This window comes from Martinezella sp. CNPSo 3964 (assembly GCF_057784375.1).
The window spans coordinates 423,800-440,608 of record NZ_JBXSOW010000004.1; the positions used below are offsets into that span (position 1 = coordinate 423,800).

At 58.0% G+C, this 16,809-nt stretch carries 9 protein-coding genes; 5 read left to right on the forward strand and 4 right to left on the reverse strand.

The genetic code is table 11. The features are described 5' to 3' along the window. Nucleotides 1-43: 43 nt before the first annotated feature. The 4 genes from AC13Q5_RS15935 to AC13Q5_RS15950 form a co-directional block, all read right to left on the reverse strand. Complete coding sequence (locus AC13Q5_RS15935) at nt 44-7,024, reverse strand: beta strand repeat-containing protein (protein WP_488502335.1); 6,981 nt, start codon at nt 7,022-7,024, stop codon at nt 44-46. 1,338 nt (nt 7,025-8,362) lie between these two features. Continuing rightward, complete coding sequence (locus tag AC13Q5_RS15940) at nt 8,363-8,929, reverse strand: hypothetical protein (RefSeq protein WP_488502336.1); 567 nt, start codon at nt 8,927-8,929, stop codon at nt 8,363-8,365. 80 nt (nt 8,930-9,009) lie between these two features. Then, nucleotides 9,010-9,594 carry a GNAT family N-acetyltransferase gene (locus tag AC13Q5_RS15945; protein WP_488502337.1) on the reverse strand — a complete coding sequence of 195 codons (585 nt, stop codon included), beginning with the start codon at nt 9,592-9,594 and terminating at the stop codon, nt 9,010-9,012. Between the two features lie 615 nt (nt 9,595-10,209). Continuing rightward, nucleotides 10,210-11,073: a LysR family transcriptional regulator gene (locus tag AC13Q5_RS15950; protein WP_488502338.1), complete on the reverse strand. Its 864-nt coding sequence runs from the start codon at nt 11,071-11,073 to the stop codon at nt 10,210-10,212. A gap of 136 nt (nt 11,074-11,209) precedes the next feature. Between AC13Q5_RS15950 and AC13Q5_RS15955 the strand changes: the two genes are divergently transcribed. The 5 genes from AC13Q5_RS15955 to AC13Q5_RS15975 all read left to right on the forward strand — a co-directional run bounded on the left by AC13Q5_RS15955 (nt 11,210) and on the right by AC13Q5_RS15975 (nt 16,789). Then, on the forward strand, nt 11,210-12,898 hold the full coding sequence (locus AC13Q5_RS15955; RefSeq protein ID WP_488502339.1) for a choline dehydrogenase: 1,689 nt from the start codon (nt 11,210-11,212) through the stop codon (nt 12,896-12,898). After that, on the forward strand, nt 12,876-13,193 hold the full coding sequence (locus tag AC13Q5_RS15960) for a hypothetical protein (protein ID WP_488502340.1): 318 nt from the start codon (nt 12,876-12,878) through the stop codon (nt 13,191-13,193). Before AC13Q5_RS15955 ends, AC13Q5_RS15960 begins: the two co-directional genes overlap by 23 nt. A gap of 51 nt (nt 13,194-13,244) precedes the next feature. Beyond that, nucleotides 13,245-14,714, forward strand: a complete 1,470-nt coding sequence (betB, locus tag AC13Q5_RS15965; protein WP_488502341.1) for a betaine-aldehyde dehydrogenase — start codon at nt 13,245-13,247, stop codon at nt 14,712-14,714. A gap of 124 nt (nt 14,715-14,838) precedes the next feature. After that, nucleotides 14,839-15,726, forward strand: coding sequence for an ABC transporter permease (locus tag AC13Q5_RS15970; protein WP_488502342.1), 888 nt, complete (start codon nt 14,839-14,841; stop codon nt 15,724-15,726). Beyond that, nucleotides 15,719-16,789, forward strand: coding sequence for a quaternary amine ABC transporter ATP-binding protein (locus AC13Q5_RS15975; protein ID WP_488502343.1), 1,071 nt, complete (start codon nt 15,719-15,721; stop codon nt 16,787-16,789). The genes AC13Q5_RS15970 and AC13Q5_RS15975 overlap by 8 nt, the downstream gene beginning before the upstream one ends. Nucleotides 16,790-16,809: the final 20 nt, after the last annotated feature.

Sequence of the window (16,809 nt, forward strand, 5' to 3'; positions counted from 1 at the left end):
GTCGGGCAAAGGAGCCGACATCCTGGTTGTTATTGAAGGCTCGTCACGCTGCATTCTGCTTCGAGATTGTCGGCTGATAGGCGAGCGTGGCATCGCCGACGAGGTAATGCGACGTGCCATCGCTCGTCTGATAGGAGCTCGTGCCTGATATCGCCGATCCATCGGAGAAGGACTGGCTGCCCTCCGGCGTATGGAGCAGATTGATCAGCTTAATGCCGGCCTCCGACATGGTCTGCAGCTCGCCATCGTCGACAGAGCCATTCTGGTTGGCATCGCGCCAGACACGGAACTCGCTCCATCGATCATCGCTGGCATCGAGCACGTTGTCATGGTTGTTGTCGAAGGCAAGACGGAGACCTTCAAGGTCGGAGACCGAGCCGCCATTGGCCGCCACCTGATCCGGCGTTGCCCATTCGGAGAAGGCAAGCTCCTTCGACTGATCAATCTTGCCATCCGGGCCGGACTGGCCGTCCTCGCCGAGATCGATCGCCAGGAAGCCATCCTGCGGCCCCACCCAAGCGGTGCCATCCCTTGCTCCATCACTATTCCAGTCGAAGGTGACCGATGAGCCGGTAGCGAGCGCATTGGTATCGAGAGGCCGCAGGTCGATATGGCCGTCACCGTTCAGATCGAGAAGGACCGGTCTATTGCCTCCACCGGAACCTGACTGGGGCCATTGATCGACCATATGAAGGCCAGAGCTTCCTCCGCCACCGCCGGTTCCATACGCGTAGCGTTGCCAAGCCGTGTTTTTCCCCGAGCTGTCGTATTGATAATTCGTATAGCCACCATCATCATTGTTGGATCTTGCCGTGTTGATGACGTTGTTAACGAAATTCTGAACCAAGCTTGTCCAGGGTTGGTTGTTGTTCACGTCATAGGTCGTGACGGTGTATTTTCCGTTCGTATCCGAATAGTTCGTATCGGAAATCAGTTTTCCGGACGATGTATAGGCATCGACGATCTGCGACCAACTTTGAGTATTGCCTGGGTCATATGCATAAAGCACCTTGCTGCCATCGTCATAGATGACATTCTGATTGGTCATCTGACCGGCGGTGTTGAATGACTGGTCGATCTCGGACCAGGATTGGGCATTGGTGGGATCCCACATCCAGATGCCCTTCGTGCCATCGTCGTAGTAGGCGATTTGCGAGACCCTTTGACCGCCGGCATTGTAATATTGCTCAAGCCGGCTCCAATTGCTGGCATTGGTGACATCGTAATCGGTTCTGCTATTCGTACCGTCGTCGTTTTGAACGGTCTGCCAGATCATCCGGCCGGCAGCATCGTAGTTCTGCACGATCTGAGACCATGACTGGGCATTGGTGGGGTCCCAGAACCAGTTGGCCTTGTGACCATCATGGAACTGAGCGGCTTGCGAGACCAGTTGTCCGTTGGCATTGAAGCTTTTGTCGAGTTGGCTCCAATCCGTGGCGTTGGTAACATCGAAGTCGCGCGTCGCAATTTTCTGTCCCGCACTATTGAAGAAATCGATATGCTGCTGATCACCGGTCGGGGTGTAGAAGGTAATCTCCGTCCGCGAGCCATCGTCGTTGTATTGCTTTTCCAACGTCTTCTTGCCGGATGCATCGAAAGACTGCTCCGCACGGGTCCATGGGTTGGTATTCAGTGGATCGTAAAGGACGGCTGAGGTGGGAATACCAGCCTTGTTGGCATTGATGACGCTCGTGACCTGTCCACCGGCAGCATTATAATTTGTCGTCACCGAACTTCCGTCACCGGCGATCGCCACCTGCGAGGTTTTTTGGCCCTGTCCATTGCTGGTCACACGCAGCGTCAGATTGCCCATCGCCGAAACGGTGTCGACGACGGTCTGCGTCACCGCGCTGCTTGCGTTGAGATCGACCTTCGTCAATGTGATCGAGCCATCATTGTGGATGATGGAGGTTTCCTTATGATCGATGACGCCGTCATTGGTGGTATCCTTGCTGAGAACCGTGATCAGGCCATCCGTGCTGGTCGTGATCGTGCCCTTAGCGACGACCGCGCCGCTGGCATTGGTCTCCGTGACGGTCACCACCGTCGAGCCATCGGCCTGAAGTTGCGACTGCATGACGACTTCAAAGGTGCCATTCCCGTCATAATCATACTTCACCGTCTTCGTGCGGCCATCGGCGGAGCTATCAGTTCCCACCTTGGCGGCAATCGCCTGTTTCCAGTAGACTTGGCCGGCCAGGAGATAATCGATCTTCTGGGCGGTGGCATTGTTCGTGATGATCGAGACCGTAGCTCCAGTCGTATCGGCGGTCAGCGTTTCGACCTGATCCACCGTACCGTCGCCATCGACATCCTTGGAAGTCGTGCGCACCATGCCGTCGGACGATTGCTGGATCGTCGTCTTCGAAGCGAGCTTACCCGTGGTCAAATCCGTATCGGAAATGACCGTGGTCTTGCTGCCATCGGCATTGTTGGTATTGACCGTGACACGGCGGCGGTCGACGGTACCGTTCCCATCAAGGTCCCAATTGGTCGTTGTCTGCAGGCCGTCAGCTGTGGTCGTGCTGGTCGAGCTGTCGCCCTTGACGCCGGCGGACTTATAATCGGTAACAGTTTGCGTCACGACACCGGAGTCTGCCGTGACCGTCTGCTGATGTTGATCGATGACACCATCGCCATTGGCATCGCGGTCAATCGTCACCGTCTTCTTGTCGGCGCTGGTGAGCGTGATGGTCTTGTCCAGCAGCTTGCCGGACGCATCCGTTGTCGCGAGAGTCTCGCGCTTGGCGCCGTCGGCGAGAACCTCCACTGTATCGCTGATCGTCTGGGTTGCGAGCCCGGTGCGCTGCTCATTGGTCGAAACGACCAGGCCGTCGGCATTTGTCGTGGTGACGAATTTCGAGATCAGCGACCCATCTGCCTTGGTGCTCGAAACCGTCCGCGTCCGGGTTCCGTCGGCGTTAACCACGGTGACATCGGTCGAGGTCTGGGCATAGGTGCCAGCTCCGGTCAAATCCGATTGAGAAGTGATCGACAGGCCATTGGCGCTGGTCGTGGTCAGATAACGGCTCGTCAGCGTCGCGCCGGTGAAATAGCTGACGGTCTCGGTACGCGAACCGTCAGCATTGAGAACCGTCACGTCAGTGCGGCTCTTGGTGAAGGTGCCGGAGCCCGTCTGGTCCCACTTCGTGGTCACGGTCAGACCATCGGCGGAGGTGTCGGTCTGGGTGACCGCACTCAGAACCAGCGAACCGCTACCGTTGACGGTATAGGTCTTTTCGATTGTTGTCTTGCTGCCATCGGCATTTAGCGTCGTCAGATCCGTGACGGTCTTGTTGGCGGCGCCGTTTCCGTCGGTGTCGTAGCTCACCAACGTGTTGAAGCCGCCCGCGCCCGTCGTCACCGTCTTGGAGTGCGACACGGCACCCGCCGACGTCAGATCGGACAGGGTCTGCGTCACGCTTCCGTCGGCATTCTTCGTCGTGACGGACTTTTGATCCAGGACGCCGTTACCGTCGATATCGTAGGCGACTGTGACAGTTTTGCCGTCACCGCTCGTCGTGGTCGTCGTCTTGTTGGCGATCACGCCGCTATTGGTGACGATCTCGGTTGTCGAACCATCCGCGCCGAGCGTCGTGACATCGGTGGTGGTTCTGACGGGTGAAAGCACAATGCTCGGATTGTTAATTGCCCAGGCCTGCACCCCAGCCGCGGTGTGTGCTTGCCCTTCCGGAGAATCGGCAATCTGCTGAGCAACTGCTGCTCGCGAGGTTCCCGCATTGATTTGAGCGTCTCTGCCTTCGGCGGCGCCAGGCTCTGGAGCCCTTCCCAAGGCATTTTGGTAAAGCAGCGTAGCGAACTGGACGTTGGTAAGGGTTCCGTATTTCTGTGCAAATTCAGGAGAGTTGAGCAGATTGGCGGCGATAGTGACCGCTGATATGCCATTATTGAAATCATTAGAAAAATTCTGAAACCCAGAGACATCGGGATCTCGACCCAAAATCGCATGATACAAGCGATAGATCTCGCTCCGTGTCGCGGAGCCAATCAGATCGTCGGACACGACGGTCGTCTTGCTTAACCCGTTGGCGGATGTCGTGACCTTCGTCAACTCGACCGGGGCCGTGTTGGCCGAGCGGGCAAAGGCCTCCGTACGCGAACCATCTGCATTCAGCGTAGTAACGTCGCTGAGTACCTGCTCGTAAGTACCATCGCCATCCAGGTCGGATTTTGTTGTGACCGAGAGGCCGTTGGCCGATGTCATCGTGACTGAGCGGCTGGCGAGCGTCGTCGTGCCGGTCTTGTAGGTCTCGACGGTCTTGGTCGTCTGGCCGGTCGCATCGATGATAGTCGTCGTCTTCGTATCGATCTTGCCGTCGCCATCGAGATCGACCTGGCTCGTCACCGTCTTGCCGTCCGAGGTCGCGGTATTGGTCGTCTTCGACAAAAGCGTGCCACTGGCAGTGCTGACGGCATCCACCAGCGAGGTCGAACCATCAGCATTCAACGTCTTCGTCGACGTCTCGGACCGATCGACCGTGCCATTGCCGTCGTAGTCGTAATCGGTCTTGGTCATCAGCCCATTGGCGTTGACGGTCACCTTCGTCTGATCGGTGAGCGCCGCGCCGGCATAATCCGATGTCGTAGTCGTCTTGGAGCCGTCATTGTTGAGGACGGTCGCCTTCACCGTCTTGGTGTCAACGATGCCATCGCCATTTACATCCTTCTGAACAGTGACCGTCAGGCCATTGCCTGAGGTTATGGTGGTCGCCTTGTCGAGCAGAACGCCCGTATTGCTCTTGTCCGTCACCGTCTCTGTGCGGCTGCCATCGGCATTGATGACGGTCTGGTCGACGGTGGTCGCATCGACCGTACCGTCGCCATTCAGATCATCCACGGTCGTCGTCGTCAGTTTGTCAGCGCTGACCGTCACGATCGTCTTGCGATGGAGCGAACCGTCGGCACTGCCCTGTACCGTGGTCGTCGTCTGGCTGCCGTCCGCGGCAATGATTTGGGCCGATGCGGTGTCGATATGACCGTCGCCATCGAGGTCCTTCGTCACCGATGTCGTCTTGCGGTCGGCACTGACCGTCGTCACAGTCTGGCTCAGCAGCGCGCCGTTGCCGCTCTTGGTCGTGACCGTTTCCGTGCGAGCGCCGGCGTTGAGGGTGATCACATCGGTGACCGTCTTATCGAACGCGCCGTCGCCGTTGAGATCGGACTGCACCGTCTGTGTCAGGCTGTCGGCAGACGTCGTCGTCACCGTCTTGGCAACGACAGTGCCGTTGGCGCTCTTGTTGGTTACCGTCTCGACGCGAGCGCCATTGGCCCCTGCGGTTATGACATCAGTCAGAACCGTATCGAAAGATCCGTCGCCATTGAGGTCAGTACTTAAGGTCTTAGACAGCCCATCAGCACTGGTCGCGGTGACGGCCTTGGAGACGAGCGTGCCGTTGGGGTTCAACTTGCTATCGGCTTGGGACGTTGAGCCATCCGTCGCCATCGTGATGGAGGTGATGGTATCAGCCGCTCCATCCCCATTCGCGTCGACGGAAATCGTCTTCACCTTGCTGTCGCCGCTCGTGGTCGTGACGCTCTTCGACAGAACCACGCCGCTGGCGCTGGCATCCTGGACCGTTTGCGTTCGCGTCCCATCGCTGGCAACCAATGTGACGTCGGAATGAACACGATCGGCAACGCCATCACTGGTGAGGTCCGAGGACACCGTTGTCGACAGCCCATCCGCAGCCGCAACGGTCGTAACCTTCCCGCGAAGCGAACCGTTTCCGTTGGTCGTGGTCACCACGGTCGTGACATCGCCATTGGCCGAGATCGTTCGCTGCGTTTGCTCCTGATCATCCAGCGTACCGTTGCCATCGAGATCACTGCTGGTCGTTCGGGTGCGGCCATCGGCGCTCATGACCGTCGTGTCGCCCGACAGGAGCGTACCATTGGCACTTGCATTATTGACCGTCCGCGTCCGCGAGCCGTCGGACCCGATCAGCGTGGTCTCCGTCGTGACCGCCTCATAGACGCCGTCACCGTTCGCGTCCGTCTTGGTTGTCTTCGTCAGACCATCAGCGCTCGATTGGACGAGCTTCTGTTGCAGGAGCGCGCCCGAAGTGCTGAACTCCTTGGTCGTCGTCACACTCGACCCATCGACATTGGTCGTAAAGATCTGGGTCTGATCGTCTCTGCCGTCGCCATCCTTATCGACCGAGGTCGTGATCGTCTTCAGGTCCGCGCTCGTTACCGTGGTCGTCCGCTCGACCAGCGAACCATCGGCATTGAAGTTGGAGATGACGCGCGTGCGCTCGCCGGAAGCCGCGATTGTCGTCACATCCGTTTGCGAGCGGTCGTAGGTGCCGTTGCCATCGTCGTCGAACTTTGTCTGGACGGTTCTACCGTCCGCACTCGTGGTGACCAGATTTTGGAAAGCCAGAGTACCGTCGGCGTTATAGCCAAGGATGGTCCGGGTGCTCGACTGGTCAGCGTTAACGACGACCGTGTTCTTGATGATATGGCTGTCCGTCTCGTTGGACAGGACCGCGTCCCCAACAATGCCTGTTGTGCCGTCCGACTTCGTGAAGGTGGTCGTACCGGTGATCGCCGAACCATCGCTGAAGGTCTGGCCGCTGCCCTTGGCGGTCAGATCGATCGAGGTAATCCCGAGCGAAGAGAGCGACACCATCTGGCCATCGGCCATGACCTTGAACTTCGCCCATTGCGCATCGCCGGCGTCGAGCTTGCCGTTGCCGTTGGTATCGAACACGTTGCGCAGCGCCTCGAGGTCGCCGTTCGCCGCGTCGTCCCATTCGGTAAAGGCAAATTCCTTCGAGCTGCTGATCTTGCCGTTGCCATCGGCGTCGAACACCAGCACGCCATCGCCCTTGCCGGCCCATGCCGTACGGCGCATGTAGCCGCTGTTGTCGAGATCAAGAAACGTGTTCGACGAGGCAAGAGTGTCGACCGACACGCCATTGCCATCGAGATCGAGAAGCACCGGCTTGGTCTTGCCGCTCGAGCTGCCACCAAAGGCATCGTGCACAAACGCGCCAACCACGCCGGCGATACCCGAAACAAAGCCAACTGCCGCAGCCCCCAGGGTCGGAGCAAAGCCGGCAGCAAATGTTCCAAGAGCGGGCGCGAACTGGCCGATCGCGTGTGAAAAATCACTGGGACGATCCGCTGGCACCGGCCCATAATAAGGCAACGGTGCATACTGCGGCTGAACTGGCGCGACCGGAACCGGAGCCGGCGGCGGTTGGACTCGAGGCGCGGATACGGCGCCAGAGTAAAGTCCGGTGAGGGATGCGGTGTCATAAACATCCGCTGTTGCCCATTTCGCTGTCTGACCGACCGCGGGTGCGAAATCGGTTGGGGTCCCAAGGCCGAGGCCAAGCGTCGGCGAATAAACGCCGGCGGTATATGAGTTCGAATATGGATCCGAATAGCTATAGGCCGGGCTGCCGTCATAGTTATACTTGGATGCACTAGGTTGCGCGCTAGCGGGACTGCTAAAAGCCCCTGCCCCTAGCGATTGCGCAGCCCGAGCACGGCTGCCCTCGTCCTGTCCTCCGTATGACCCACCGTAAGCACCATCAAAACCCGGACCACCATAGCTCGGCGTGCTGGCGGACCTGAGCCCCCCAGCAGCGGGAGGAGCACCGATGCCGAGATCATCGGCGAATTTGCCGGGGAAAGGAGCCGACGGACCATCCACAGCCATATAATAACGCGACAAATCAACGTTCGGCATCGGAGTCATCATGACCGATGGCACTGGTTTATCTAGAAAAGCAGTCACGCCGTCTCGTACTTTATTGCTTGCGACGATCGAATAACCAAGGCCTGCAACGGCGCCAATCCCAAGCGCGATCCAACCAGGTGGGGTTGCAACCGCAGTAGCCCCCAGCGCCCATCCAGCAACCCCTGCGACCATCGCACCTACGCCAATGCCAACCCCATCATCGACGGCGACGCCTACGGCTCTGGTGGTTTTACTTGGTCCCTGATAAGTTGCGACGTCAGCCACACCCTCAGCGATCGTCAGCGGCACGACCATTTTGGTGAAGCTTCCCATTCGAGCCGCGGTCGTCGCGAGGCGCTCGATGCCGTAGCTTGTCGTCCTCGCAGCAATTGCGTCAAACGATGCGGATCTCACCAATGCGTCAATTTGTGGAAGCGCCCTTTGGACACTCGGCAAGTAGCGCGCTGGTGCAGCAGTGTACTGGTTCAAGATATTAAAGCCTATAACAGTTTGACCCACGCCAAGCGCGAACTGTGTATAGGTGAAGAAATTACTGATTTTCTCCCTTTGGGTCTGCGCGAAATCGCCAAAGAGATCACTGCCGTCATAGCTCTTCAGATCAGCCATAGTATCCCCCAAGTGGTCGCACGACTAACGCGTGCGAAAATGCAAACGAAGCTTTTTCAGCATTTCCAAGATGATAAATAGAGAGAGAGTCAAGAATATAGCCGGAGCAGCATATCCAATATATAGTGTAGAGAATATCCTGTCGTTTCTTCCAAACAAATATGAAAATACATAACATCTCGGCCCAACGCATGAGTTTTCGCCGCCCAATAGGAAATAACAAGCGTTGAATGCAATAAATATAACTATGCTAACAATGGAAACCTTCAACCCGGTAATCATGGGCAAATCCTTCCGGGGGAAGTCAGTTTCTTCCGCGCTAATGGAGTTAACAATACTTGTAGAAAGACAGCAGGCAATTGCCGCCAAAAATTGGCTGAATATTGATATTTCAAATCCGCCGTAGGGATATAGAACCTGAAATAGGACAGAAGAGAATGCCATCGACAAGAGAAATGCTGAAGCGATATTTCCGCTCCCGATCTTGAGCGCACGCCTGGAACTGACAGTTCTTCCAAAGATAATGGCCGACCAAATCGTTAAAATGATCGGCACAGGGCCGATGGTCCAGGGCAGATCAAACGAGGTCATCTGGTTTCCCTATATTGATAGACACATACTACCCTCGATATTCAGTCCGACTGCGCACACCGCCCCAGTCATCCCGCGATCTAGACATCGATCATGTAACTTCCGCCGATGCAAACGCCGCCGCCTGCTCGAATGAGCCGATCCGTCTGCTTGAGCGCGTAACCAGTGGTAACATGAACCAAGATTTGGTGGGCACCACGCGTCTTCGACCAGGCCGCCACCCCGCGCAATAGCTTGACAAAGACCTTCGCCGCTCGAAACGGACCGCAGAACTCTGAATCAACCCCGAGCAGGTGCGTTGTCGTCAAGACCGTGCCTTCACCAAGCAGATATTCCCCGGCCGAAAACCACGCGAGACCGACAACACGACCGTCAACCTCCGCAACCAGCAAGCACTGATGCGGCTGAGGATTGCGTGCCTGAGCTTCGATTGCGGCATACTTCCGATCGGAAAATGGGATGTGCGAAAACACCGTTCGTTCGTGAACCTTGCGCACAAGATCACGAAGTGCGCTCCAGTCACCGTCTCGCGGTAACCTAATCATGATATTCGACCGGGCGCCTTGTGGCTGATCACTCAGATCATCAACAGAAGGCACACCAATATCGTCGAGAGCAGACGCGTCAGCGACATGCTCCGTTTCAGAGACAAAACTGTTATCCAAGTACGCCCCACATTGCTCGCAAACTGCAACGCCCATCAGCCGGCAAGCCTTGCATTCCAAGAGGTTACGCCACCCCTACGCAGAATGGGTCATGCCTCCACAGCATGACCGATCTAATCGGTACAATACTATTTTAACGCAAGTCAAGCGAGCATTTTACTCGGTTGCGCAACATAGATTTTTTCAGCGCGAAGTGGATAATTGGCAACAGCTAAACGGTGGAACTTCGATCCGAGCGACGTTGCGAGAGTGCAAAATGGGCTGGCATGATGTGAAGGGAATCGAACCGCTGCTTTCATGTCGCATCCCACATTATCAATGACTTAGGCATCCGATCCGGCGTGGTACGATTTGTGGAACCATATCAGATCCCTACCTGCACACTCGGCGCCATCCGAGGATGGTGCCGGTGATTGCGGAAGTGCGTATCAACGAACCCGACTAAGGGTTGTCGTTATCGCAGCCAAAAAGGCTGTGGCTCCCAGGATCTGCAGAACCGCGAGGTCAATACTTGCGACTCGCTGCCTTTACCTTTGCCTCAAAGTTCTGACTTCTGTATCGAATCATACCCTCTCGGCTTGTCATGAAATCTCGACGCAAATGAACACTGTCGGTTTATACACCCGCCTGAACGCCGAGCAGCTTCATCACCGATGACTTGACCTGCTGCGCCGCCTTTGAAAGCCCGTCTTCTCTTTCGACTAATTGAATGCAGCTTTTTGGAAGATCCGGAAGACCTATCTCTCTTGGAAGCACCGAGAAGCCATGCGGCACCGTCCCCTCCGCCATCACCGTGATCGCCGTTCCGGAACTAACAGCGCTCTTGATGACCTCGCCGCTGCCAGTCGTCACGACTTCGCGGTAGGAGAGGCCCTCGCTCTTCAAAACCTCTAGCGTAGCGGCGCGAAACGCGCACCCTTCGGCATAGAAGGCCATTGGCAGTGGCCTTTTCTTATCGAAGACATAATCGTTGGACGCTACCCACACGAGTTTCGGCAGGCTAAGAATTGTCGAGTGGATCTTACGGTTTGGCAAGGTGACGATCGCCAAGTCAAGCTTCCGCGCCTCCAGAAGCTTTTCGAGCTTTATGCTCATCAAGCAGGTCACACTTAGCTCGATGCTTGGGAAAGATTCGTCCATCACGCGCATCAATCGGGATAGAAATGCCTCGCCGTAGTCTTCTGCGATGCCGAGGTTCACGGTGCCCGCAAGCTTGCCGTTCTGGAGATGATCAACCAACGCATCGTGACGGTCGAGGAGGCCGCGAACATGCGGCAGCAGTTCCCTGCCCGCGGCGCTCAACTCCACCAGATGATAGCTTCGATCGAACAATTTCCGTCCGAGATTGTCCTCGAGGCTTTTGATCCGAAGCGACACCGTAGCCTGAGAACAGGCGAGTTTCTCCCCTGCTCTTGAGAAGCTTCTTTCCGACGCGACGGCAACGAAGGATCTCAGCAATCTGAGGTCGAGGTCGATCACTATTAAGATCCCCAATTCTGCTCATAGAGACTTCTCATTTTACCAATCGCGGGACATCAGTCTAGTCTCCTATCGCCGCGTTAGGACAAGCTCGTGGACGTGCGAAACAGCTATCCTTCAATATTGGAGAACCTCATTGAAAACCTTCCGCGCCGAAGGATACGATTTCATCATAGTTGGCGCGGGCACCGCGGGGTGTGTCCTCGCCAGCCGGCTCAGCGAAGACGAGCGCGCTTCTGTACTGCTGCTCGAAGCAGGCCCGTCGGACAAGAGTTGGATCCTGCGCATGCCTGCCGGCCTTCGCTCCGCTTTCAAGCCGACCAGCACCTATAACTACTGGTTCAAGACCACGCCCCAGGCGAACCTCGGCAACCGCGAGATCGATCAGCCACGCGGTCGAGTGCTTGGCGGCTCCTCCTCGATCAACGGAATGACATTCCTGCGGGGAAATCCGCGGGACTTCGATGACTGGCGTGACCGGGATGGTTGCGATGGCTGGGGCTACCGGGACTGCCTTCCGTACTTCAAGCGTTTCGAGCGGCTCGAAGGCGCCGAGGGTCCGTTTCGTTCGTCCGAAGGAATGGTGCGGGTGAAGGGCCAGCAGCATCTTGGTACCCTGAACCAGGCTTTTCTCGATGCCGGCCGTCAAGCAGGACACGAAGAAGTTGCGGACTTCAATGGCTTCCGTCAGGAAGGCGTCGGCAAGTTCGAGATGAGCGTGGGCGCCGGCGTCAGATCAAGCTCGTCGAACTCATACCTCCATTCGCAACCGGCGCGGAAGAACCTCCACGTGCAGACTGGATGCCAGGTTCTAAAGGTTCTCTTCCACGGGAACCGCGCAATCGGCGTTCGCGCAAAGCGCGGCTCGGAAATCACTGACGTATTCGCTTCCCAGGAAGTCATCTTGAGTTCCGGTTCGTTCGGCAGCCCCCAGGCGCTGATGCTCTCGGGTGTCGGACCTGCAGACGATCTTCGCCGCTTGGGGATCGAACCGGTCATTGATGTGCCCATGCTTGGACAGAACCTGCAGGATCATTTCGAGACCCATATCCAGGTCGAGTCCGACCTCAAGTACAGCCTCAACCAACATTTGCGGCTCGACAAGATGGTGTCGGCCGGATTCCAGTGGTTCGCCTTCAAGAAGGGACCGGCAGCCGTCAACCAGTGCCATGTCGGCGCCTTTCTTCGAAGCGACAGCTCGGTTACCCATCCCAATCTTCAGATCCACTTCTTCCCGGTATTTTTCGGCCCGAACTGGATCCCTGATCCGCGCGTTGGTGGCTATCGGCTCGGCGTCGGCCCGATGCGTCCGGAGAGCCGCGGATCGGTCCGGCTTCGATCTGCCGATCCTTCGCAGCCTCCGCTCATCGATCCGAACTACCTCGCAACCGAGCGCGACAGGCGCGAAACGCTGCAAGGATTGAAAATGGGCCGAGAAATACTTGCGCAGCCCGCCTTCGCTCCATACCGCAAGCGGGAAGATGCACCGGGCGCGCGGTGCGTAGCCGATGCCGATCTGGAAGCGTTTATCCGGCAGGACGTGTCCAGTTCCTTCCATCCGTGTGGGACCGCGCGCATGGGCCGAACGACCGATCCACGTTCGGTTGTCGATCTCAGCCTCCGTCTTATCGGAGCGGAAGGGCTGCGTATCGTCGATGCGTCGGTCATCCCGTCCATCCCGAGCGCGAACATCAACGCGGCCACCTTCATGATCGCCGAAAAGGCGTCCGACATCATTCGCGGCCGCAGGCCGCTGGCGCCTGTCGATGTCCCCTATTTCAAAGCCCACGCGGAGGTGCACCATGACCGTGCAGTCGGATCGTAATTTTTCCACGGATCGCATTCGCCGGGAGACCGCGTCGCAAGACACGAAGCGGGAAACGGCCGCGTGGACGAAATGGGAAGCTACCGGGCCAGAACCCTTCGAGATTCACTACAACCGCGCGGTCTCCTTCTTCGTCGCTGGCGGACGTGCGCGAATCGAGTTCAGCGATGGAACCAGGCTCGACATCCAGGCTGACGACTTCGTCACGATCACTCCCGACATAAAGGGTGTCTGGAACATCATCGAGCCGATCGCAAACCTCTACATGTATCATGACACCAAGAGCGGGGTTTAAGCAGGCGCAGACGAAAGCCCAGCCGGACGATCGAATGGAAGAAGCAGTACAATGAAACTTGAAGCACAACCGAAAGCCTCGCATTTCATCGACGGGGAATATGTCGAGGACACCGACGGCACCGTTATCGAAAGCATCTATCCGGCGACCGGCGAGGTGATCGCCCGCCTGCACGCGGCGACACCTGCCATCGTCGAAAGGGCAATCGCCGCTGCCCGCCGCGCGCAGCCGGAATGGGCCGCCATGAGCCCGACGGCGCGCGGCCGTATCCTGAAGCGGGCGGCCGACATTATGCGCGAGCGTAACCGCGAGCTTTCCGAGCTGGAGACCTTGGATACGGGCAAGCCGATCCAGGAAACCGTCGTTGCCGACCCGACGTCTGGCGCCGACAGCTTCGAATTCTTCGGCGGCATCGCGGCCGCCGGCCTCAACGGCTCCTATATCCCGCTCGGCGGCGACTTCGCCTATACCAAGCGCGTGCCGCTCGGCGTCTGCGTCGGCATCGGCGCGTGGAACTACCCGCAGCAGATCGCCTGCTGGAAGGGCGCGCCGGCGCTGGTCGCCGGCAACGCCATGGTGTTCAAGCCTTCGGAAAACACGCCGCTCGGCGCGCTGAAGATCGCCGAAATCCTTATCGAGGCCGGCCTGCCCAAGGGTCTCTACAACGTGATCCAAGGCGATCGCGAAACCGGGCCGCTCCTCATCAACCATCCCGACGTTGCCAAGGTATCGCTGACCGGTTCGGTGCCGACCGGCCGCAAGGTCGCGGCCTCTGCTGCCGGCAACCTCAAGCATGTCACCATGGAGCTCGGCGGCAAGTCGCCCCTGATCGTCTTCGACGATGCCGACATCGACAGCGCCATCGGCGGCGCGATGCTCGGCAACTTCTATTCGACGGGCCAGGTCTGCTCGAACGGCACGCGTGTCTTCGTCAACCGCAAGATCAAGCCCGAATTCCTGAAGCGCCTGAAAGTCCGCACCGACGCCATGCTCATTGGCGACCCGATGGACGAGGCAACGCAGATCGGCCCGATGGTCTCCTGGGCGCAGCGCGAAAAGGTGCTCGCCTATATCGAAAAGGGCAAGGCCGAGGGCGCGACGCTTTTGACCGGCGGCGGCATTCCGAACAATGTCTCCGGCGAAGGCTACTACATCCAGCCGACCGTCTTTGCCGACGTCACCGACGATATGACGATCGCCCGCGAAGAGATCTTCGGGCCGGTCATGTGCGTTCTCGATTTCGATGACGAGGCCGAGGTGATCGCTCGTGCCAATGCCACCGAGTTCGGCCTTTCCGGCGGCGTCTTCACCGCCGACCTCACCCGCGCCCACCGCGTCGTCGACCAGCTCGAGGCCGGCACGCTCTGGATCAACACCTACAATCTCTGCCCGGTCGAAATCCCCTTCGGCGGCTCCAAGCAATCCGGCTTCGGCCGCGAGAACTCGCTGGCGGCGCTGGAGCATTATTCGGAGCTGAAGACCGTCTATGTCGGCATGGGGCCGGTACAGGCGCCTTATTGAACTTTTGATGCGTGGGCAGCTGCGGCTCACGCGGGAGAAGCGCCCGGGTTCACCCATCGCGCCAGGGAGACAAGGGTGAGCAATCAGCCGCGTGGGCTGCGACAAAAGAAAAAGGGGAACCAACATGGATTGGCTCTGGAAATTCCCAACCATGAACGACGACATGCTGCGCGAGTTGAAAAAGAGCGTGGACGAAGGCTTTCGTGCCTTCACTCGCGCCTATGGCGACGGCATCGAATCCCTATTCAGTCCGCTGCAAAGCTTTCTGATCTGGTCCGAAAAGCTACTGACCGGAGCTCCCTGGCCGCTCATCATCCTCATGGTGACTGGCGTCGCGTGGTTCGCCAGCCGGAGCTGGAAGGTGATGGTCGGCTGTTCGATCACCCTGCTCCTGATCGGCTATTTTGGCATGTGGGACGACACGATGCGGACGGTGTCGATGATCTTCGTCTGTACCGTCCTGTCGATCGCCATCGGCATTCCGATCGGCATCGCAATGTCACGCTCGGATCGGTTGCAGAAAGTGGTCACTCCAATCCTCGACGTGATGCAGACCATGCCGAGCTTTGTTTATCTCATACCAGTCGTCATGCTACTCGGCATTGGTCGTGTGCCCGGCGTGATCGCCGTCGTTATCTACGCATTGCCACCAATGATCAGGTTGACCAACCTCGGAATTCGTATGGTCGACAGCGACGTACTCGAAGCGGCGGATGCCTTCGGCTCATCGCGATGGCAAATGCTGCGCAAGGTCCAGCTTCCCCTGGCTTTGCCGACCATCATGGCCGGCATCAACCAAACGATCATGATGGCGCTCGCCATGGTGGTCATTGCTTCGATGATCGGCGTTCAGGGTCTCGGCCAACCTGTTCTGAAGGCGATTGCCAACCAGTATTTCACACTCGGCGTTTTCAACGGCCTAGCCATCGTCGGCATCGCCATCATCTTCGACCGCATTAGCCAGGCTTATGGCCTGCGCCTGCAAAAGCATCGGGAGGTTGTTCATGGCTAGTCAGTCGATTGAGATCAAAAATCTATACAAGATCTTTGGCGCGCGTGGCCGTGAACTTGTTGAGGTCGTGAAAAATGGCACGTCAAAGGCGGACCTCATCAAAGAGCACCACCATGTCCTGGGCCTGAAGGATATTAACATCAGCATGCCGGGGGGCAGCATCACCGTCATCATGGGGCTGTCCGGCTCCGGCAAGTCGACGCTGATCCGCCATATCAACCGGCTGATCGATCCAACTTCGGGCGAAGTGCTCTACGGGGGCACCGACGTCTGCAAGATGAACGAGGAAGCACTGCGCGAATTCCGCCGCCACAAGACGGCGATGGTCTTCCAGAAATTCGGCCTGCTGCCGCACCGTACGGTGCTGCAGAACACGGTCTATGGCCTGGAAGTCCAGGGTATGCCGAAGGCGGAGCGCGAAGCGCGCGCCGATATCTGGATCAGACGGGTCGGGCTGGAAGGCTTCGCGAACCACTACCCGAACCAGCTTTCGGGCGGCATGCAGCAACGTGTTGGGCTTGCCCGCGCGTTGACCAACGATGCGGATATCCTTCTGATGGACGAGGCCTACTCGGCTCTCGATCCATTGATCCGAGTCGATATGCAGACCGTGCTTCTCGACCTGCAGAAGGAACTGAAGAAGACTGTGGTCTTCATCACCCACGATCTCGACGAAGCACTTCGCCTCGGCGACAAGATCGCCATTCTGCGCGACGGCGAGGTTATTCAGCAGGGCACTCCGGCTGATATCGTACTCAACCCGGCAAACGACTATATCGCAGCGTTCGTCAAGGAGGTGAATCGTGGCCGCATCATCCAGGTGGATGCAGTCATGCGGCCATGGCATACGGATATCGTGCCGACGGCGATGACAGTTCCCTCCAATTCGACGATCGAAGAAGCCCTCAGGCGGTTAGCCACTCGTTCTGAAAATGATGCCACGGTTCTTGATTCGGCTGGACGGCCCGTTGGCACTGTCTCCTTCAAACAGCTCGCCGCAGCCGTCGTCGGATGTCACGACGAGGTGCAAGCGGAAATGACGCCGGCATCGGCATCAATCTGACCTTCAGACACCACCGCTCC

Bases quoted from the DNA above. Each gene is read 5' to 3' on its own strand.
- AC13Q5_RS15940 (WP_488502336.1), bottom strand. From the start codon at position 8,929: ATGACCTCGTTTGATCTGCCCTGGACCATCGGCCCTGTGCCGATCATT.
- AC13Q5_RS15970 (WP_488502342.1), top strand. From the start codon at position 14,839: ATGGATTGGCTCTGGAAATTCCCAACCATGAACGACGACATGCTGCGC.
- AC13Q5_RS15960 (WP_488502340.1), top strand. From the start codon at position 12,876: ATGACCGTGCAGTCGGATCGTAATTTTTCCACGGATCGCATTCGCCGG.
- AC13Q5_RS15975 (WP_488502343.1), top strand. From the start codon at position 15,719: ATGGCTAGTCAGTCGATTGAGATCAAAAATCTATACAAGATCTTTGGC.
- betB (WP_488502341.1), top strand. From the start codon at position 13,245: ATGAAACTTGAAGCACAACCGAAAGCCTCGCATTTCATCGACGGGGAA.